At 53.3% G+C, this 19,801-nt stretch carries 18 protein-coding genes; 7 read left to right on the top strand and 11 right to left on the bottom strand.

Annotated features, from left to right (window positions below):
* Positions 1 to 158: 158 nt before the first annotated feature.
* The 4 genes from GYMC10_RS10295 to GYMC10_RS10280 all read right to left on the bottom strand — a co-directional run bounded on the left by GYMC10_RS10295 (position 159) and on the right by GYMC10_RS10280 (position 4,296).
* A complete protein-coding gene (locus GYMC10_RS10295; protein WP_015734423.1) occupies positions 159 to 881 on the bottom strand; it encodes a ThuA domain-containing protein in 723 nt (240 codons plus the stop codon).
* Between the two features lie 43 nt (positions 882 to 924).
* Positions 925 to 1,893, bottom strand: a complete 969-nt coding sequence (locus GYMC10_RS10290) for a sugar phosphate isomerase/epimerase family protein (RefSeq protein WP_009592834.1) — start codon at positions 1,891 to 1,893, stop codon at positions 925 to 927.
* Between the two features lie 46 nt (positions 1,894 to 1,939).
* A complete protein-coding gene (locus tag GYMC10_RS10285) occupies positions 1,940 to 3,025 on the bottom strand; it encodes a Gfo/Idh/MocA family protein (protein ID WP_015734422.1) in 1,086 nt (361 codons plus the stop codon).
* Positions 3,026 to 3,195: 170 nt separating this feature from the next.
* A complete protein-coding gene (locus GYMC10_RS10280) occupies positions 3,196 to 4,296 on the bottom strand; it encodes a Gfo/Idh/MocA family protein (protein ID WP_009592824.1) in 1,101 nt (366 codons plus the stop codon).
* Between the two features lie 140 nt (positions 4,297 to 4,436).
* On the opposite strand from GYMC10_RS10280, the gene GYMC10_RS10275 reads away from it, so the two are divergent.
* Complete coding sequence (locus tag GYMC10_RS10275; protein WP_015734421.1) at positions 4,437 to 5,255, top strand: AraC family transcriptional regulator; 819 nt, start codon at positions 4,437 to 4,439, stop codon at positions 5,253 to 5,255.
* A gap of 98 nt (positions 5,256 to 5,353) precedes the next feature.
* Here GYMC10_RS10275 and GYMC10_RS10270 read toward each other — a convergent pair whose 3' ends face one another.
* Entirely contained in the window at positions 5,354 to 5,668 is a 315-nt protein-coding gene (locus GYMC10_RS10270; protein WP_009592829.1) for a hypothetical protein, read from the bottom strand.
* 94 nt (positions 5,669 to 5,762) lie between these two features.
* Positions 5,763 to 6,464 carry a TerC family protein gene (locus GYMC10_RS10265; protein ID WP_015734420.1) on the bottom strand — a complete coding sequence of 234 codons (702 nt, stop codon included), beginning with the start codon at positions 6,462 to 6,464 and terminating at the stop codon, positions 5,763 to 5,765.
* A gap of 515 nt (positions 6,465 to 6,979) precedes the next feature.
* Here GYMC10_RS10265 and GYMC10_RS10260 point away from each other — a divergent pair.
* The 3 genes from GYMC10_RS10260 (at position 6,980) to GYMC10_RS10250 (ending at position 8,966) form a co-directional block, all read left to right on the top strand.
* Positions 6,980 to 7,591: a TVP38/TMEM64 family protein gene (locus GYMC10_RS10260; RefSeq protein WP_015734419.1), complete on the top strand. Its 612-nt coding sequence runs from the start codon at positions 6,980 to 6,982 to the stop codon at positions 7,589 to 7,591.
* A 93-nt stretch (positions 7,592 to 7,684) separates the two neighbouring features.
* A complete protein-coding gene (msrA, locus tag GYMC10_RS10255; protein ID WP_015734418.1) occupies positions 7,685 to 8,650 on the top strand; it encodes a peptide-methionine (S)-S-oxide reductase MsrA in 966 nt (321 codons plus the stop codon).
* Between the two features lie 133 nt (positions 8,651 to 8,783).
* A complete protein-coding gene (locus GYMC10_RS10250) occupies positions 8,784 to 8,966 on the top strand; it encodes a hypothetical protein (RefSeq protein WP_015734417.1) in 183 nt (60 codons plus the stop codon).
* A 65-nt stretch (positions 8,967 to 9,031) separates the two neighbouring features.
* On the opposite strand, the gene GYMC10_RS10245 is transcribed toward GYMC10_RS10250, so the two are convergent.
* Positions 9,032 to 9,724, bottom strand: coding sequence for a YitT family protein (locus GYMC10_RS10245; RefSeq protein WP_015734416.1), 693 nt, complete (start codon positions 9,722 to 9,724; stop codon positions 9,032 to 9,034).
* Positions 9,725 to 10,214: 490 nt separating this feature from the next.
* Between GYMC10_RS10245 and hmpA the strand changes: the two genes are divergently transcribed.
* Positions 10,215 to 11,420, top strand: a complete 1,206-nt coding sequence (hmpA, locus tag GYMC10_RS10240) for an NO-inducible flavohemoprotein (protein ID WP_015734415.1) — start codon at positions 10,215 to 10,217, stop codon at positions 11,418 to 11,420.
* Positions 11,421 to 11,620: 200 nt separating this feature from the next.
* On the opposite strand, the gene GYMC10_RS10235 is transcribed toward hmpA, so the two are convergent.
* Positions 11,621 to 12,130 carry a Crp/Fnr family transcriptional regulator gene (locus GYMC10_RS10235; protein ID WP_015734414.1) on the bottom strand — a complete coding sequence of 170 codons (510 nt, stop codon included), beginning with the start codon at positions 12,128 to 12,130 and terminating at the stop codon, positions 11,621 to 11,623.
* Positions 12,131 to 12,311: 181 nt separating this feature from the next.
* Here GYMC10_RS10235 and GYMC10_RS10230 point away from each other — a divergent pair, with 181 nt between their 5' ends.
* Both GYMC10_RS10230 and GYMC10_RS10225 read left to right on the top strand, forming a co-directional pair.
* On the top strand, positions 12,312 to 12,698 hold the full coding sequence (locus GYMC10_RS10230; RefSeq protein ID WP_015734413.1) for a hypothetical protein: 387 nt from the start codon (positions 12,312 to 12,314) through the stop codon (positions 12,696 to 12,698).
* Positions 12,699 to 12,727: 29 nt separating this feature from the next.
* Positions 12,728 to 14,875, top strand: a complete 2,148-nt coding sequence (locus GYMC10_RS10225; RefSeq protein ID WP_015734412.1) for a YhgE/Pip domain-containing protein — start codon at positions 12,728 to 12,730, stop codon at positions 14,873 to 14,875.
* A 124-nt stretch (positions 14,876 to 14,999) separates the two neighbouring features.
* Here GYMC10_RS10225 and GYMC10_RS10220 read toward each other — a convergent pair whose 3' ends face one another.
* Genes GYMC10_RS10220 through GYMC10_RS10210 form a run of 3 tightly spaced genes read right to left on the bottom strand, consistent with a single transcriptional unit; the run spans position 15,000 to position 19,783 of the window.
* Entirely contained in the window at positions 15,000 to 16,082 is a 1,083-nt protein-coding gene (locus tag GYMC10_RS10220; protein ID WP_041621964.1) for a glycosyl hydrolase family 18 protein, read from the bottom strand.
* 27 nt (positions 16,083 to 16,109) lie between these two features.
* The gene (locus GYMC10_RS10215; RefSeq protein ID WP_015734410.1) at positions 16,110 to 17,867 is read right to left on the bottom strand and encodes a polysaccharide deacetylase family protein; all 1,758 of its coding nucleotides are present in this window, start codon (positions 17,865 to 17,867) and stop codon (positions 16,110 to 16,112) included.
* Between the two features lie 44 nt (positions 17,868 to 17,911).
* On the bottom strand, positions 17,912 to 19,783 hold the full coding sequence (locus GYMC10_RS10210; protein ID WP_015734409.1) for a glycosyltransferase: 1,872 nt from the start codon (positions 19,781 to 19,783) through the stop codon (positions 17,912 to 17,914).
* Positions 19,784 to 19,801: the final 18 nt, after the last annotated feature.

Genomic DNA, 19,801 nt, shown 5'->3' with positions numbered 1-19,801 from the left:
ATATCATACAATACCCCATATTCACGTATATTCTATCCCCAGCCGGCAAAAAACATTTCGAAAAAGCAGCCCCAACATACCAAAAAAACGAGCCGAACAAGGACTGTACCTTGAACGGCTCGTTCGTTGATGATTAAGATAATGCGCTGTTTAAAAGCTTAGACTAAAACGGGAAGCGCGCGAACCGGCTGACTGTTGCCGAACGTTTGCTTGCCTGCCGTGGAATGAGCCCAGTTAATCGCATTGGAGATCACTTTCAGCACTTCGGGGTTGTAGTAGGTTGGATAGGTCTCATGCCCTGGACGGAAGTAAAAAATGTTCCCATGCCCGCGTTTGAATGTGCATCCGCTGCGGAACACTTCCCCGCCCTCGAAATTGCTGACGAATACCAGCTCATCAGGGGCCGGAATGTCAAAGAACTCCCCGTACATTTCCTCGTGCTCGATGATGATCGGCCCCGTAATTCCCGCCGCAATCGGATGCGTCGGATTCACGCTCCAAATAATTTCCTGTTCTCCTGCTTCGCGCCACTTCAAATCGCAGCTCGTGCCCATCAAAGCTTTGAACGGTTTGGAAAAATGTCCGGAATGGAGAACGATCAATCCCATACCATCCTGCACGCGTTTTACGACCTTGCTTACGATTTCGTCACTAACCTGGTCATGAGCCATATGCCCCCACCACAACAGCACATCGGTTGAATCCAGTACATCGTCCGTCAATCCATGCTCCGGCTGGTCGAGCGTTGCCGTTCTAATGATGAAATCCGGACTTTGCAGACCCTCCGCCAAAGCTGTGTGAATGCCCGTCGGATAAACGCTCCGAACCTCATCATGGATTTTCTCGTGCACGAATTCATTCCATATGGTTACGTTAAGCATGTTGCTGTTCCCCCTAATTGCTTATTCGTTATTCTCTACGCTGTTAGACCCACCACATTTCTCCGAGCGGCTCTTCGATCAGCACTTGCTGAAGGTTTTGCACCGCTTTGGAGAAGCCTTCTTCAACGGACATCAGTCCGTCTTCATGTTCAATGCTCACGACATAGTCATATCCAACCAGGCGAAGAGCACTCATCATATCCGCCCATTCCTTCACATCGTGTCCGTAACCTACGCTGCGGAACTGCCAAGCGCGATCAAGCATGTTCGCATACGACTGCATATCCGTGAGACCGTGTTTGTTCACGTTAATCGGATCAATGCTAGTATCCTTCGCATGGAAGTGGTGGATCGCTCCTTCGCGGCCCAAAATTTGAATCGCTTGAACAGGGTCAATCCCTTGCCACCACATGTGGCTCGGATCCAGGTTGGCACCAATCACTTCGCCTGCGGCTTCGCGCAAACGGAGCAGCGTTCCCGGCGTGTGAACGGAGAAGCCGCCGTGCAGTTCCAAACCGATTTTGACATTGCGGTCTGCCGCAAATTTACCCCACTCGGTCCAATAAGGAATGACCTTGTTATCCCACTGCCAAGTCAGGATCTCTTGATAGTCGTTAGGCCAAGGCGCTACCGGCCAGTTCGGGTATTTGGCATCCTCGTGGTCGCCCGGGCAGCCGGAGAATGTGTTGACAACAGGTACTTCAAGCTTTTCGGCAAGCTCCACCGTTTTTACGTATGTGTCATGGAATTCTTTTGCGATTGCCTTTTGCGGATGAAGCGGATTGCCGTGGCAGCTCAGTGCGCTAATGATCAGCCCGCGGGATTCCACCGCGTTTTTGAAGTTTTTCAGCGCGGTTTCATTCTCCAGCAGCTCGACCGGATTGCAATGTGCATTTCCGGGATAACCGCCTGTTCCGATTTCAACTGCTTTAAGGCCCTTGGATGCCACGTAGTCCAAAGCATCCTCCAGTTTACGTCCACTCAGCAATACCATAAATACGCCTAATTTCATTGTATAACCTCCTGGTTTAGCTTAGTCATCATATTGATTGCAAGATTTAGTTGTCGAAATAAACCGCTTTACCCGTCTTCGCCGATTCATAGATCGCTTCCAGGATTTGCGTCACCACAAACGCCTGCTCCGGCTTAACGACCGGATCCTTATCCTCTATAATCGCTTCAAGCCACATTCTTGCTTCACGGTCCGAGTCGTTTTCCTTGGAGCCCGAATAGAAAGCTACGCCGCCGGCGTTCAGATCCACTTTGGTTTCATACAGTCTGCTCATTTTCTCGCCGTTGATGCGCAAGCCGTCTTTCATGTCGGCTCCGCCTTCGGTTCCCGCCAGAACGGCTTTCGCTTCGCCGATCTCCAGGACGTTAAGCGCCCAGCTGGATTCCAGAACGATCGTAGCGCCGTTCTCCATCGTAATAAATCCGAATGCCGAATCCTCTACCGTGAATTCCTTCGGATCCCACGGACCGAACGCATTCGCCGCATTCTCGCGCTGCCCCAATTTATGGAACGTGGATCCCAGCACGCTTTTCGGCTTGTAATTGTCCATCAGCCACAAGGTCAAATCCAGCGCATGGGTTCCGATATCGATCAACGGACCTCCGCCTTGCTTCTCCTCGTCAAGGAATACGCCCCAGGTCGGAACGGCACGGCGGCGGATGGCCAAGGCTTTACCGTAGTAGATCTCGCCCAGCTCGCCTTCCTCGCAGATCCCCTTCAAATACATGCTGTCGTCCCGGAAACGGTTGTTATAACCGATGGTCAGTTTTTTGCCTGTGCGCTTTGCGGCGTCCAGCATGGCCTGTGCTTCGGAAACCGTTTTTGCCATCGGCTTCTCGCACATCACGTGCTTGCCGGCTTCCAGGGATGCTACCGTGATTTCGGAGTGCGAATCGTTCGGCGTACATACATGGATGACGTCAATGCTGCCGTCTTTCAGCAATTCCCTGAAATCCGTGTACACTTTTGCGCCTTCAACCCCATATTCGGCTGCTGCCTTCTGCGCACGCTCTTCCACGATGTCGCAAAAAGCGACCAATTCAGCCTGCGCCTGCTTCTTCAAGCTCGGCATATGCTTGCCGTTGGCGATTCCCCCGCAGCCGATAATTCCGATTTTCAACGTGTTCGACATGTCCATTTCCTCCCCATACTGTTGATCTTATTGGAGCTGTCCCAATATTGGTGCAACGCTTTCATGCGGATCGCCGGGCAAGAGCTCATCATCCTGCCAGATCCGTCAGAAGCTAGATTGCCTGTTGTTCATAATCAGTTTACAAGAATATGGACCAGGCTTCCAGTTCCCTATTCTGCCGATTCGGCCTGCTGAGGTGCCGGAAGTTTGCCATAACGGTACGTGCTTTGCAGAACGATATGCCTGCCCTCCAGCGAAGACTGCTGAAAGGACTGCATGATCTCCAGCACGTGATAAGCCAGGCGCCCGCTTACGCGGTGGTCCTTCTGCTCATGAATCGATTGGATCATATCATGGATGCCCAGACCCCGCTCGTTCTTCCCGCATTCGAAGGCGGGCTCAAGCAATTCCCATTCCTCGGAGCCGTGCTTGCGCAGCTTCACTTCCCCGTTGAAGTAGTTCGGATCGCCGAGACTCAGGCTGCCCTGCGTGCCGTAGATTTCGATCCAGGGCAGATTGGACCCGCCAAAGATATCGAAACTGGTAATCATGGTTGCAATGGCACCGTTCTCAAAATCCAGCGTCCCTGCCAAATGCGTCGGCGTCTGAACCGTGATCGGCTTTCCTTGAAGCGGGCCGGAGCCGACGGAACGGTCCGGGATCTGGATGCCTGTGGATGCGCTGATCCGGCTTGCGGGACCCAGCAGCTCTACCAGGGCCGACACATAATAAGGTCCCATGTCCATCATCGGACCTCCGCCCGACGCGTAAAAAAATTCGGGATTGGGATGCCATGCTTCCGGTCCTGCCCCCATCATAAACGCCGTTGCGGCAACAGGTCTGCCGATCAGCCCGGATTCAATGGCCGCTTTGGCCGTCTGTACGCCGGAGCCTAGGAACGTATCCGGTGCGCAGCCGACGCGAAGCCCCTTCTGATCGGCGATATTCAGGACGCGGCGGGCTTCGTCAAGGGTTATGGCCAGCGGTTTTTCACTGTAGACATGCTTGCCTGCTTCCAGGGAGGCGATATCGACATTGGCGTGGCTGGCCGGAATGGTCAAATTAATAATAAACTCAATATCCGTCTGTGCGAGCATCTCCTCAACCGTGTATACGTTCGGGATGTTGAACTCTTCCGCTTTCGCTTTGGCGTTGTCCGGAATGAGATCGGCACATGCCACGATTTCAACCCAAGGGCTGTTTTTCAAGTTCGTGAAGTATACGCCGCTGATGGTTCCGCAGCCAATTATACCTGCTCTCATTTTTTTCATCGATGTCACTCCTTGAACCAATAGATGTGCTCGGACTAGTACAATGGTATTCTTTTATGCTTTCGTTTAAAATGAAGAATATGATTAAAACATGAACAATCTGGTCATTATTTTCTTATTCTTCAAAGGGGACTTAAGCAATGGATTCAAATCTTTCCAACCAAGTCGTAGCAGCGGATTTCTCATTTCATCGCAAACCTTTCAAGATGTCCCTGGCTGACGGTTTCGACACCTATTTGATGCGTTGGCAGACCGACGGCAAATGCCGCGCCAAAATCGACGGCAAGCTGTCGCTCATCGAGGCAGGGGATCTGTTGATCTTCACGCCCGGACAGCCTTATGAACTTCGGATCGATGACGAATACAACGCATTGGGTGAATTGACCATCGAAAGCGGCGATTATCATATTTTTTTCAAAGGGCCTTGGGCGGACGCGTGGTGGAATTCCAAGAAACGCCCGACCAAAATCAGGGTGCCGCTGGAGGAGCGTTACCTGAGTCTGTTTCGGCAAATTCTGCTCGAGCAGCGGCGCGTATCGGATCCTTATCCCGAGATTTCGGATTACACCGTGCGGATTCTGTGCCTTGAGGTGGACCGCCTGTTATCGGAGCAGCCGTCAACAACCCCCAAGACGTATCTCGCCTACCGCATGAAGAACTACATTGAGGAGAATGCCTCCTCCATGTTCAAGCTGGAGGATGTCGCCGCCCATGTCGGCATCAGCGTTTCCCGGGCAGTCCATCTGTTCAAGGAAGCATTCGGCACCACCATCATGCAGTACACTATGGACGTGCGACTGAGCATGGCAAAGGAACGGATCGTTTTCAGCCCCCTCTCCCTGGAGGATGTCGCCGAAACCTCCGGCTTTGCGAACTATACTTATTTTCACCGCGTTTTCCGTTCACGATTCGGCGTTTCGCCTAAGCAATTCCGCATGTCCAGCCGAACCTCCAATTAATGGTCATACTTCCACGGTAAAAAAGCGGGCCGACCAAGGTTTTTCCTTGATCGACCCGCTCCTTCTTTGAATCGGATGTAAGATATTCCATGATTCCGTTACTTCTTGTCAGGACCAAGGGTGGCCGCTGCCTCGGCAACAACGATAGCCAAGTCTTCATTACCGAACATTGACAGGACGCCAAGCAGGGTCTGATCCGGTATTTCCCCAGCCTCTTCTTTGGGCACCGTCAGTTCAAGCACGCGCGTCAACCGCTCATTGTCCGGCTGATCCGGATAGGCTTTACGGTACAGCTCAGCCGGATCCAGACCGTGATTCACACACCACTGGGCAAATACGAGGATCATCATATCCTCATCCTGACGGTACGATTCCGCTATCCGTTCTTCTACGGACTTCCCCGCAGATTCCATGCATTACTCCTCCTCATGCGAACAGGGTTTTATGGGCTCTGTTCGTTCATGAAGACATTATACCGCTTGGTTCCCGTTCAGACAAAGTCTTAAACTAGTCGACCATCTTTACCTGTACCGGGTTGCTCTTCGCTTTGTGCTCATTCTTCTTCTTCATCCAGGTTCCGATGCCGATGACGATGGCAATGACGATAACCTCAAACCCGTACTTCACGACGCCATTTGCGAACCAGCCGTGAATCATCGGCTCTTCCACCACCATCTTCGATGCGGTCCAGGCTAACACCGCAGCTCCGATCGTGATGATTATCGGGAAGCGATCCGTCAGCTTCAGGATAATGGTACTGCCCCACACCATGATCGGAACGGAAATCGCAAGTCCGACAATAACCAGCATGAAGCTTTCACCCGCAGCGCCTGCTACGGCAAGAACGTTATCCAGTCCCATCATGGCGTCCGCGATGATGATCGTACGGATAGCCGCCCACATTTGGTTGCCCGCGGAAATTTCATGCTGCTTCTCATCGACCAGCAGCTTGTAGGCAATCCACAGCAGCGCGATACCGCCGATCAAGCGCAAGCCGGGGATCATCAAGAGCTGGACAACGAGCAGCGTGGCTACGATCCGTATGATGATCGCACCGACGGTTCCCCACAGGATGACCTTCTTCTGGTCCTCTTTCTGGACATTGCGAGCTGCGAGACCGATAACGATAGCATTATCGCCTGCCAGCACGAGGTCAATAAGGACAATCGACAGCAGCGCGGTCCAAAATTCCATCGACAGCAAATCCATGATTCCCCACCCTTTCTTCATGTTCTGATTAGGCTTTCACCTACCGATGTCTCCACCCAAAAAAAACGCTGTTCCCTTCATCGGTAGGGTCTACAGCGTTTTTTGGGCGCAAAAATAGACCTCCACCTCATCATGAAACAATCAGGCAAAGGTCTCGCTAAACAACTCATCGTTGCCAATAAAGCCGGGGATGGTTAGTCCCGTAATGACGACTTTACTTACGATATAGAATTTATAAGTCATCGGCAGAGCCCATGAAATTCTATACCGCAAGAAAACCTACCGTTGAAGTCGCGGTTGTTCATCCTTGATAAGGCCACGACCGAGGTTTTCTTATGAAGCTACTCCCCTTTGGGAACTATTCGGTTGGACATATTATAACATACGAAAAATCGCTTGTATATTCAAATTTTTCCATAGTTTCGATTGCGAGAGTCTTCGAAAGACGGGCAGCATGCCTGTTTTTTTGCTATCATGGTGCTATTCAGGTCAACGATGCAAAGTGAGGATTCTACATGAAGAGATGGATCATCCCCATCCTATATGCGGCAGTACTGGCACTTGCTTTTTCATACAGGCATGATATCACGGAGTGGTTGGAGAGCGATCCCCCGCTCTTCCTCATGATCCTGCTGGCAGCCCTGCTTGCCTTATTTCCCATTGCCCCCTACAAAGTGGTCATCGCTATTCTCGGGTATGCATACGGCACTGTCTGGGCGGCAGCCATATCGTGGTTCGGAACGACGATCGCAGCCGTCATCCTGTATGCGGCTGTGCGGTCTTTATACCAGGAGTCCGGCAGACGGCTGCTTGGGAAATACACGGCTATACATAGGTTTACGACCGCGGTCGAACGGCGCCCCTTTCAGTCGATCCTGCTCGCCCGCCTGCTGCCCGTGATACCCCAAATGGCCGTCAATCTATATGCCGGCGTCGCCTCCATCCCATTCTGGACGTACACCGCCGCCTCCGCCATCGGCAAAATTCCAGCCATCCTCCTGTACGCCTGGCTTGGCAGCGGATTGGCCGATCATCCGGTCATCTTCGCGGCTGTTGCGGCAGGACTTATGCTGCTAACCGCTCTGTTCATGGCCGCTTTCCGGTGGTATAAGGGGAGAACGACATAATCGGAGCAATATTTTGGTTTCCTTGACCAAAATGATTATAATAACAATAAGACTTACATTTTATATTGTTATAAAACGATGGAGGGATAATATATGAATAATCGTTCAACCCCAAGCGAATTGGCTACCTTTGCGGGAGGCTGCTTCTGGTGTATGGTCTCTCCTTTTGACGAGCTGCCGGGCATTCTGAAGGTCGTTTCCGGTTATACTGGCGGCCACAAGGAAAATCCAACCTATGAAGAGGTATGCTCCGATACCACAGGCCATTATGAGGCCGTTCAAATCACCTATAACCCGGAAATCTTCCCATATGAGAAGCTGCTCGAGCTTTTCTGGCAGCAAATCGATCCTACGGATGAGGGCGGACAATTCCATGACCGCGGGACATCCTACCGCACCGCTATTTTTTACCATACGGAGGAGCAGCGCGAGCTTGCGGAGCAATCCAAGCAGGCCGTGGCAGCCAGCGGACGTTTCGACGGACCGATCGTGACGCCGATCATCCCGGCGAGCACCTTCTATGAAGCCGAGGAATACCATCAGGATTACCACAAGAAAAATCCGAGCCATTACAAACGCTATCGCAAAGGCTCCGGACGGGAGGATTTCATTGAGCAGCACTGGTCGGAGCCTGTGGATACCGCCGAGCTTAAGCAGCGCCTGACGCCGATCCAATATGAAGTGACGCAGAACAACGCTACTGAACCCCCGTTCCACAATGAGTATTGGGACCATCATGGGGAAGGCATTTACGTCGATATCGTGTCCGGCGAGCCGCTCTTCAGTTCTACGGACAAATACGACGCCGGCTGCGGATGGCCGAGCTTCACCCGTCCGATTCGCGAATACAACATCAAGGAAAAAATGGATCTTACCCACATGATGGTCCGCACCGAGGTACGAAGCAAAAAAGGCGACTCTCACCTCGGCCATGTGTTCGACGACGGGCCCGGACCGAATGGGCTCCGTTACTGCATCAATTCCGCTGCGCTCCGGTTTGTGCCGAAGGAAGAAATGCAGAGGGAAGGCTACGGCGAGTATTTGCAGCTGTTCGAATAAATCCAATTTTCCAAATGCATTGCCCCTCAGGGGTAATGCATTTTTTTATGCGGTTGAACCCGTTTATTCAATTTGGTTGCACGGGGTAATATACAGTACATGCAGTGAACAGTTGAATTGGAGGGATCGTACCATGCCTTGGAGCAAAAATGATTATCCGCCATCCATGAAAAATCTGGAGCCCCGGGTGAGGAATAAAGCCGTGGAAATTGCCAATGCCTTGCTGGAGGAGAACTACGATGAGGGACGTGCCATCGCCATCGCCACCGCCAAGGCACAGGAGTGGGACGAGAACCACCCCAAGGACGAGAAGTAATCGATATAAAGCACATGAAAGAAGCTCACCCTACATGCGGGTGAGCTTCTCTTATTGGGACCGCATTACGAACGGCCGCTAACGGTATGCTGCGCTGTTTTCGGAGTAACCGAAGTGCTTGGGGCACGGACCGCCTTCCGAACCGGTTTCTTTTCCGCTTTCTCGGTACCGTACGTCACTGTGATGGTGATCACTTGCCCGGCAATCGATACGGCTAATATAGTATATAAGGTTTCAACCAATGGCATATAGAATAGCGATAATAGCAGTACTACGGCATCCATCAGGAAAAACACCGTCCCTACCTTAAGCCCGCTCCACTCGCTGAACAGCACGGAGATTACGTCGTCACCGCCTGTCGCCCCGCCATAGCGGAGCACGATGCCGGCTCCAAAGCCCGTCAATAATCCGGACAGCAGCGCGGCTGCCAGCAAGTTATGATTCAGATCGATAACCAGCGTGGAATAGCGCTCGATCAATGCGTAGAACAAGGTAAACATGCTCGCCGCAACAACGGTATTGAATATGAATTTCCGGCCCTTGATGAACAAGGCAATCAGCAGTACCGGTATGTCCATAAGGACCATACTCAATGCTGGCGGAATATCAAGCGCATATTTGCCAAGCAGCGCAAGGCCGACAAAGCCGCCTTCGGTCAAATGATTGTGAAAATTAATGTGATAATACGTAAAAGCCATTAAAAACGTTCCGAACAACATCGCCGACATGGTGATAAATGTGTTTTGTCTTTTCCTCATACAGGATCCCTCTTGTCGTAGTAGATTGGTCAGACATAGGCCAATCTCTACCTTGAGGCAACCTGGAGGAGTTCATCCTTCGAACCATAGTTCCCATCCTTTCGTAGAGACCGTCCTTGTCTTCAGACGTCCGACTTCGCTCTACAAAGGAAGCTATGTGTATGAGAGATCATAACGTTTCCAAATCGTCCTTTGGGGATTCGTCCTTCGGGGACACATGGTATCCTGATCCTTTCTCGTTTTAGTTAGAGTGCTAACATTATTATAACACAGTTGGCATACAAGCTAAACAGCTGGCTAGAATGAATTGGAATCTCTATATGGAATATGTAAAAAATCCAGCTTTAAGAACCTCCTTCGCGTAAAAATGTTGTTCACATATTCGCTGAATCCGATGTGATCTAAATCACAAGAGCCGCTCCATCGCCTGTCTATACTTAAAGGGAACACCAACTCGACTAAGTATCATATGAATCAAGGGGGAGTCTGCATGTTAAGCCAACGTACGATCGAGGTCGTTAAATCGACTGTGCCGGTTCTGGAAACCCACGGCACGGCAATCACAAGCGCATTTTACCAAAAATTGTTTCATCATCACCCAGAACTTCTTAACATATTCAACCATGCGAATCAAAGAGAAGGGAAACAGCCCTTTGCCCTGGCCAATGCCGTATACGCCGCCGCGGCCCATATCGACCGTCTTGAAGCCATCGTCCCGGTTGTTAAACAAATCGGACACAAGCACCGGGCATTAAACATTTTGCCGGAGCACTATCCGATCGTCGGCGAAACGCTGCTCGGCGCCATGAAGGATGTACTTGGCGATGCCGCAACGCCCGAAATTATCGAGGCTTGGGCCGAAGCTTATGGCGTCATTGCCGATGTCTTTATCGGCATCGAGGCGGATATGTACCAGCAAGCCGCAAACAAAGCCGGCGGCTGGAGCGGATACCGTAATTTCGTCATTGACCGGAAGGGGGAGGAAAGCTCCGTCATTACTTCCTTTTATCTGGTACCGCAGGATGGCGGGGAAATTTCCGATTATCTGCCCGGCCAATACATCACGCTTCGGGTAAAACCTGAGGGAGAAGCCTATTATCATAATCGTCATTACAGCCTCTCGTCCGCACCCGGACATCCTTACTACAGAATTACGGTGAAACGAGAAGACGAGCTGGATGGAAAGCCTGCCGGCATCGTCTCCAACTGGCTGCACCGTCATGCAGAGGTCGGGACCGTTCTCGAGGTCACGGCTCCGGCCGGTACCTTTACGCTGGATACGGACTCCGATCTTCCGCTTGCCTTGATCAGCGGCGGCGTCGGTTTGACTCCGATGGTGGCCATGCTGGAATCCGTGCTGCTGAATCAGCCTGAACGGAAAGTAACCTTTATCCATGCGGCCAAATGCGGCAGTCAGCATGCAATGAAGCTGCATATCGATGAGCTCGCCTCGAAGCATCCGCAGCTAAGCACGTACGTCATTTATGAACAGCCGGAAACGGAAGACACTTGCCACCAAACCGGCTACATCGATCTGGAGTTCCTTCACAAAACGGTCGATCCGAAAGCCGTCTTCTATTTCTGCGGGCCGGTTCCGTTCATGCGTGCCGTGAATGGCCATTTGAAAGCGATGGAGGTACCTGCTGACCGGATCCACTATGAATTCTTTGGTCCGGCCGGTACGCTGGAAAGTTAATATTAGGTTAACCGTATCTCAAAACCCAAAAAGATGCCCCTCTTATGCAAAAGGGGCATCTTTTTGGGTTTGGTGCCTTCCGGCGGCATCGATCAGCCGCGAAGGGTGCATCGACTCATTGCTTTGTCCGGCGCATGCTCGTACAGGGTTTTATAAACCGGTGTATAAAGCTAGTTCAGGCGTCGGCAAAGGGATATGGGCTAAACGTGCTTGCCGTGCTCCCGCAGCAGCCGGTTTACCGTTTCTCTCCTTACCCCGATCAGTTGTCCGATCTCTTCCTGAGTCAAATATTCGGTCAAATGTATCCCTTGGGAATACTCATCCAGCCATTGAATCAGCAGCTCCAGCCGCTCCGCCGGCCCGCCCACGGTTAAGTGATCCAGCCTCATCTGCATGAACCTCACCTTTTCCTGCAGCAATCTGGCAACCTCGAGCGGTTTTCGCGGATCCTCCTCCAGCTGTCCATACCAAGCTTCAGCCGATATTACCTCCACTTCGCTCTGAATCAGCGCGATCGCGGTTCCATGCGTTTCCTTCGGGCTGATCAGCGAGTGATGGGGTACCGTTTCGCCGGGATATAAAATATTGAAAAGCACCATATTGCCGTTGGCATGCAGACGGGTCACCTTAAACAATCCGCTCCGAATGTGATATAAATGATCCCCGCTATCCCCTTGCCGGAACAATATTTCGCCTTTATGCAGTATCATGGTTAATCTCCTCCAGAAAAAATGCAGTTATCAGGAGTGTAAACGATATGCCGCCATGAATCCACCGGGGTGATCACAAATGCCAGAAATTAATGGTTGCAGGCCGAATAAGGATGGCATACCATGTATATAATAGAACGTGTGTTCTTATATTTTTTTCATGTCCGGGGATGTGTCTCTTATGATGAAACCTTCCACTCCTCCTCCGCCTTCGGTCGAAGACGAAGCCCTGATCAAAGATTATCTGCTGCATGACCTGCTTCAGTCTGTTCTCGAACGGGATATTGGAATCCTCAAGACCCTCAAGCTCAAAATGGCCGAAATCTATATTTTAAATCTGCAGCATATCCAAAAAGGGATTTCGGCACGCGCCTGGTCCATTCAACAGCAGATGAAGCGGCGCGGCATCCGGATTCAAAGCCAGGGCCGTACCCCCGAGGAAGGGCTGCAGGTGCATTATCTGTGCCGCGGGTATGAAGGCAGCCTGCTCTGCGATCGGCCCTCTCTCAAGGAAGAGATAAAGGAGCGGCTCGTTTCGTATCTTGGCACGGATTTGGCGGCATACTAGCTCCAACTATGTACAAGACAGGAGCGCTCATGAAGAATATTTTCCATATATATTCTGCCGATATCCGTAGAATCGTCCGCAATTGGGCTGCAGCCGTTATCATCGGGGGTCTTGCCCTCCTTCCTTCTCTATATGCCTGGTTTAACATCGAAGCTTCCTGGGATCCCTACGGCCAAACCTCAGGTGTATCCATTGCCGTTGCCAACCTGGATAAAGGCACCACCCTTCGCGACCAGCCCATTAACCTGGGCAAAGAAATCGTGGAGTCCCTGCATCACAATGAGAAGCTGGGGTGGCGGTTTACGGAGGACAGCGAGAATGCGATACAGGGGGTGCGGCGCGGCACCGATTATGCCGCTATCGTCATTCCGGAGAACTTCTCCGCCCGGATCGGCACCGTACTGACCAATGAGCCCGTCAAGGCTCAGATCCTCTATTACACGAACGAGAAAATCAACGCCATTTCGCCCAAGGTGACGGCCCAGGGGGCATCTGCCGTCGTGGAGGAAGTCAGCAAAAATTTCATCAAAACCGCCAACGGCACCATCTTCGAGATTTTCAACACGCTCGGGATCGAGATCGAGAACCAGCTCCCTGCGATCAACAAAGTACGAAGCTTGCTGTTCCGGCTCGAAAAAAGCTTTCCCGAGCTCAACGAGGCGGTGAGCACGGCCCAGCAGGATATCAAGCTGGCCAACCGGTTGGTTGAGCAAGCCGATGCGGCTCTGCCCCGCCTTGAAGGGATTGCCACGGACGGCAAGGAAATGGCCGGTGCGCTGGCGGAGTTCGCGAATCAGGCCGCAGGGGCCTCGAAATCGCTGGAGCCTGCGCTGCGGCAGGACTTGGAGGTGCTGGGTGCAGCCACCGGAGCGCTTTCGCAAGTGCTGGACGCGCTAGGGCAAAAAGACATCGACCCGAAGGAGCTGGCCAGCCGCCTGAACGCTGCGAAGGAGCGCGCTGAGACTGCAGCGCAAGCCGCGGCCCGGCTGGGGCAATTGTTCAAGCGGCTGGGCTCGATCTCCCCGGCGGCGGCTTCCGCGGCCGCTAAGCTCGAGGACATTGCCGCACGATGGACCTCGGCTCAAGCCGCGCTCCAAAGCATTGCCCAAGCCGTGGAACGGGGGGAGGAAGCACCTGCGGATTCCATCGATAAGCTGAAGAAGCTGACCGATGACATTAACGGGCTGACCGACGCGCTGCTAAGCCGGTACGACAGCGAAATCGGCCCGGCGATAAGCAAGGCCTTCACCAAGGGCGCAGGTACGGCGAAGCGCGTTCAGCAGGAATTGACCCAGGCGCTTGGCAGCGTCCCCGACATCCAGCGTTTGCTTCAAGATGCCCGGAAAGGGCTCAAAGTGGGAGGCCAAGAAGTGCAGCTCGCCCAAAATCGTCTGCCGGAAGCGGAGCTTCGGATTACGCAGCTGGCCAACCGGCTGCGCGAGATGGAAGCGGAAGGGGATATTCAAGAGATCATCGATCTTCTCCAAAACAATTTCGAGCTCGAGAGCCAGTTTTTTGCCGAGCCGGTTACGCTGGAAGAGAATCGCCTGTACCCTATCCCGAACTACGGCTCCGCGATGTCGCCCTTCTTCACGACCTTGTCCTTGTGGGTAGGCGCACTGCTGCTCGTTTCCCTGCTCTCCGTTGACGTACATGATGAGGAGAGAAGCTTCCGCAGCATCGAGGTTTACTTCGGACGCTATCTCACCTTTCTGACCATTGCCCTGTTCCAGGCGCTGTTCGTTACCCTGGGCGATATTTATTTGCTGGGAGCCTATGTGGTGAACCCCGGCTGGTTCATTCTGTTTGCGCTGCTGATCAGCTGCGTTTTCATGCTGATCGTCTACACGCTGGTGTCCGTGTTCGGCAATGTCGGAAAAGCGATGGCGATCGTTCTGCTCGTGCTGCAGCTGGCAGGCGCTGGCGGGACCTTTCCGATCCAGATGACCCCGCCGTTCTTCCAGGCATTGCATCCGTATTTGCCGTTCACCTATGCCATCAGCATGATGCGGGAAGCCGTCGGCGGCATCCTGTGGGATATCGTCATCCGCGATATGCTGCTCATGCTGGTCTTCGCGGCGATCGCGCTTGTGATCGGGATCGCGCTCAAGAAGCCGATCAACCGGGCCAGCAGCGGACTGATCCGCAAAGCGAAAGCTTCGAAGCTCATTCATTGACCCCCCCTCCGGTGGGACGGACAGAATGACGAGCGCTCTGCCTCCCGAATGTTCCCATACGTGAAAGGACACCCCGAGCGGCTTCCTATTGAAGCCGCGGGGTGTCCTTTTGGGTTATGCGAAATCATTCATGATGGGATTGCTGTCGAATTTCGCTCAACTTCTGCAGCGTATCTGCTTCCATTTCGCCGAGCCGCCAGATCGCAATCTTCGAAATGCCCGCCTCCCCCGCCGCATCCATCCATCCGGCAAGGGTCGTTCCGTCCGCATACCATACGGTATGCCCGATGCCTTGGTCGTCCGTGTACTCGAAGTATAGGGCCCCGCTGTCCGGATCCCGCTTCGGTTCGTCCGGGCTGGCATGCGCCAGCTCTACCGCACGCTTCTCCGTTAAAGAGACCGCCTTGCCATTCTCCGCCCAGTCAAACCCGCCAACCGACAGCGCGATGGCATGGTCTCCCGGCAGCTGCCGCAGCTTGCCCCCCAGCTCCTTGATCATGGCATAATCCGCCTTCGGTCCGGGTCCGCTATGCCCCCCGTACAGGTTGTATGCCATCAGGACATAATCAGGCCCCTCCGGCAGCTTAAGCGATGACAAGGATACGCCCGGCTCCAGCACGATTCGAAGCGAGAGGCCTTCCGCCCGGAGACGCTCATACAGCTCCTCGTACAGCGCGGAGAGGTTTGCCCCATCCTCCTTGCGGACCTTCTCGTAATCCAATTCCACGCCGTCGAAGCCGTGCTGGGATGCCATGTCCAGAATCTGCCTGATATGTTGGCTGCGGCTTTCGGGAGTAGCGACGAGCCGGGATATCAGCTCCGGATCCTTCTGTTTGGCCGTTCCATCGGTATGGAAACGATCGTTGACGATCGTCAGGACGCCGCGAGCCGGCTCCCCTTCCTTGGACGCCTCCAGGAACGCAGGCAGCGCCTCCCGAAAATCCGACGTCAAGTAAAGCTCGTCTTCATGATTGAAATAGGCTGCAAACAGCTTGATTTCTTCAAGCCCATCGCCGAGCTGCTTCCAATCTGTCATGCCCGTCTCCCACTGCCAATCCGTAATCCAGGCAGACAGCTTGACTTGCGCCTGCAGCGGCTGAGGCAGCATCGATGGCTCCTTCTTTTGATCCTCCAACCACCAGAAGGAGGCAGCACACAATACCGCAACCCCCGCAGCTGCCGCCCATTTCTTCCTGCGATTCTTCATTCGTTGTTCACGCCCTACGCCCAATTTTTAGAAAGTCTCGACAGCCCAGTCGACCGCGCGATTCATGCTTCGCTGTACGCCGGTCAGGACACCGGCAAGTCCGGACGGCTTGTTCGTAAACAGCAGCTTACGTTCGGCACCCGGTGGCTCCGACACAATCGTGACATCTTCAAAGACGGCGTCGTAAATATCATCCTTTTCGTTCTGCTCATGATACTCCGATTCAAGCGCCACGCCTCCTGCGCCGATCGATGCATCCACAGGCTGCCGGTCCAGAAGCACCTGCCGATCAACGCTCACGGACAGGGCATCGCCTTTCACCGAAATCTCCAGCCACCGATTTCCGAGTATGTTGACAGGGTACTCATTCTCATCATCCCGGTCTCCGGACAGCGTCTGCTCCTTTGTATAGACCGAAGCCTTATCGAATTGCAGATCCTCTTCGCCCCATGCCACCTTCGGCAAGGCGTACGTGAACAGCTCCTCGGGAGCTTGGCCCGCTATCTTCTGTTCCACCACCACGTGGTTGTTCTCCAGCAGAAGCCTGAGATACGAACCCTTCGTTCGGTCGTAACGGACATAAACCGACTGCCGTCCTACCACATTGCCGAGCGCTTTGGCCGAGACGGTGACGTCTTGCTCCCCGCTGCCCTTCAAATACACGCTTCCTGCCTGGGACGGGGGCGATGTGACCACCATCCGGTTATCCGTAAATTCTGCCGCTCCGCCAAGCAGCTCCCACTTGTCAGCCTGCTCCGTGTCGCCCCGTACAAACTGCATAGGCTGCCCTTGGTCCTTACGCAGCTTCATTAACAGGTGATTGGTAGACCAATACGGCGCGGGCTGGACCCGGGTCAGATTATACAGATCGCTATCCTTCGAATTGAAGGCAACGCCTTCCCGGTTGAAATTCATCCCGAACAGCTTCTGAATCTGATCCGAATTGGCATTCGCCACAAGCTGATTCATTCCTCCGCCGAGCGCATTGGCATGCATGATCATATACGTGAGCGGAACGTAACCGAGCGATTCCGTGTAAACCTTGTCCATTGCCGCATAGTCGGCCCGGATCCGCTCTTCCATCTCGGCGCGGTTCTCGAGCGGAATCATGTTCTCGTCGCGGATGAAATCCATCAAATAGTGGTTGTAATATTCCACGTTGGATTTGACCGTCAGCTCGCGCTCGTCTTTAACGCCGACATAACGGCCCTCATCATCGAAAATATTGATATAGGTCAGCCGGTTGCCGTTAGTCCCAAGCTCCCAATAACCGGTGCGGGTCATCTTCAGCATGTCCTTCGGCTGCAGAAATTTCCGTTCGCTGTTGCCCATTTTATTGGCATAGGACAGAAAGGTAGCCTTATAATTATATTTTTCAAGCAGCGGCTGCGCGAACAGCGCGGAATCATTCCGCCCGTCTTCAAAGGACAGGTACAGCGCCTTGTCGGGCAGCTTCTTGCCATGGCTGTAATAATCGATGATATCCTGCTGCGAAATCGTCGTATAGCCCTGTTCGTATAAGGCCTTCAGCTGGGCATCCAGCTGGGCCTTAGATACGAGCTTGGACGTCCCGGTGCGGCCGACCCCGAAATAGGACAGGGCAATAAAGCCCTGATCCTGACGCCAGGCGGATCTGTCCGGCTCCTTATATGTTCGAAAATCGAAAATCGCATTGGCCAACAGGACGGCTGCAACGGCCAATACCATGACCTGTGCCGTTACTTTGATGATTTTCCTGCGATTTTTTCGCCGAACATTGAGGGCTGTTTTTTGTTTTTTAGCCATATGTCATCCTCACTTCAATCCTTACTTCAACCGCTTTGACACGATCAGAACGGTAATCCGAATTTTTTGCCTTTGCGCTTGCGGGCTTCCTTCTTCTCCCTGGCTTCGATATCCTGCGGCGTTTCCCTGGTCCCCCACGTCGATTTCCAGAAGGTAAACCAAGCCACCGGCATCTGCCATAACAGGACGAATTCATAGAAGAGGCAGAATACGAAGCCGAACACCCAAAGTCTGCTCTTCCGGAACAGCAGGTGGGCCAGGCTCATCAGCAGCGCCATCAGCAGTAATCCCATCAGGAAGGTCCCCGGGAAAATGCCGTGAACGATCGGCACGTACATGAGGTTGTAGGCAACCACGACAGGCGCGGCAATCGGCACGATCAGGCCTATGTAAAAAAACAATGCCATAAACGGCTCTTTACGCCATATGAAACTTCCGGCCCGCAGCGATTCGCGCAGCCAGGAGCGCTTCCACCGCATCTGCTGCTTCAGAAACACCTTCATCTGCGAAGGCACGATCGTCGAGCAAATGGCAGAATCCTGGTAAGCGGTCCGATGCGTTTTCAAAATAAAGTTCGTCATGCTCCGATCGTCTCCGAAGGTGGCGGGCCTGCCCAGAAACTTCTGGTTAAGCCAAGCGTCCGCATGCTGCACGATCAGCTCTTTCCGATAGCAGGATAACGGACCCGACAGGCAGGTCACGCTGTCAAACCAGGACTCTGCCGCTTTCATGATCCGAAAGGCGATATAATAACGGACGGTCTGCAGCTTCGTCATGTTATTGGTATATTTGTTCTCGACGTCCGTCCGTCCGGCAACGCCGCCCATCTTGGGATCCTGAAAGGGCTGGACGAGGTGGCGAATCGCCGTCGGATCCAGGAAGCTGTCCGAATCCACGAAGACCACCAGATCATGCTTGGCCATCTCGACGCCTTTGACCAAAGCGGCCCGTTTGCCCGCATTCTCGGGCAGCACCATATAGGACAAGCGCTCCCGGGTAGCGTAACGCTCCGCCTCGGAATGAATCAACTCGATCATATCCTGGATCTGCTGTACCGACTGGTCCGTCGATCGGTCGTCTACCACTATGACCTCCAGCTTGTCTACGGGGTAGTCCTGATTCATGCAGCTGAGTATCGTGCGCTTGATCCATTCCGCTTCATTGAAGCAGGGGATGATAATCGATACTCCCGGCGTATAATCCGGATTGATCGGCACATCGCGGTACAGCGCTCCGAACAGGTAGCGCGTCAGCAGAAACAGGGCCGCGATCAAGCTGTACAAATACAGCACCATGTTGTATTTGAAATAAATGATGCTCTCCGCCCGCATCAGCATGATGAAGAGCACCGCCATGAACAGCATTGCGCTGGCGGAATATACGGAATAACCCCACCGTTTGCGCTGAAAATAATCCGTGAGCGGTTTCTCGAACTCCAAGGCAAGCAGATGCTCTTCGCCGGCTTCCGTCGAATTCAAGGCCCTGCGGACAACGGTTGCATCGATCCTGACGGCCGATTCGAAGCCCTCGGGCATAGCCCCCGGGGGGATGCGGAATCGCGCTTTCACTTTGTCGCCGACTTCGAGGCTTGAAGCGTCGTCCGGCAGCCTGAGCAGAAGGCCCGTGGCCGAAATGTCGGCAGCCACGCCCTTGATCCCGGCTTTTTTCTTTTTCCCGTTCGGGACAAGCAAAACTTCAAAATCCGCCTCGTAACGCAGGCTGAGCATCCGCAGCTTGTTGACGTACTCAGAGCTGGACAAATCCTCCCCGGGCTTCTGCGCCCGGTTGCCTCTTCGGTCCGCGTTCATCCGGATCTGCTCCGGATCAGGCACATAGGAAAGAGTCCGTCTGTCCGTGCGCGGAAGCGTTAGAACTTCCTTGGTGCTCTTCGATTGCTTTCTTTTTATAATCCTCATTGCCTTCTCCCATCGTTA

Origin of the sequence: Paenibacillus sp. Y412MC10 (assembly GCF_000024685.1) — a bacterium.
Taxonomy (GTDB): domain Bacteria; phylum Bacillota; class Bacilli; order Paenibacillales; family Paenibacillaceae; genus Paenibacillus_AQ; species Paenibacillus_AQ lautus_A.
Note: the sequence above shows the minus strand (reverse complement) of the source record. Positions and strands in the feature narration are given on the sequence as shown.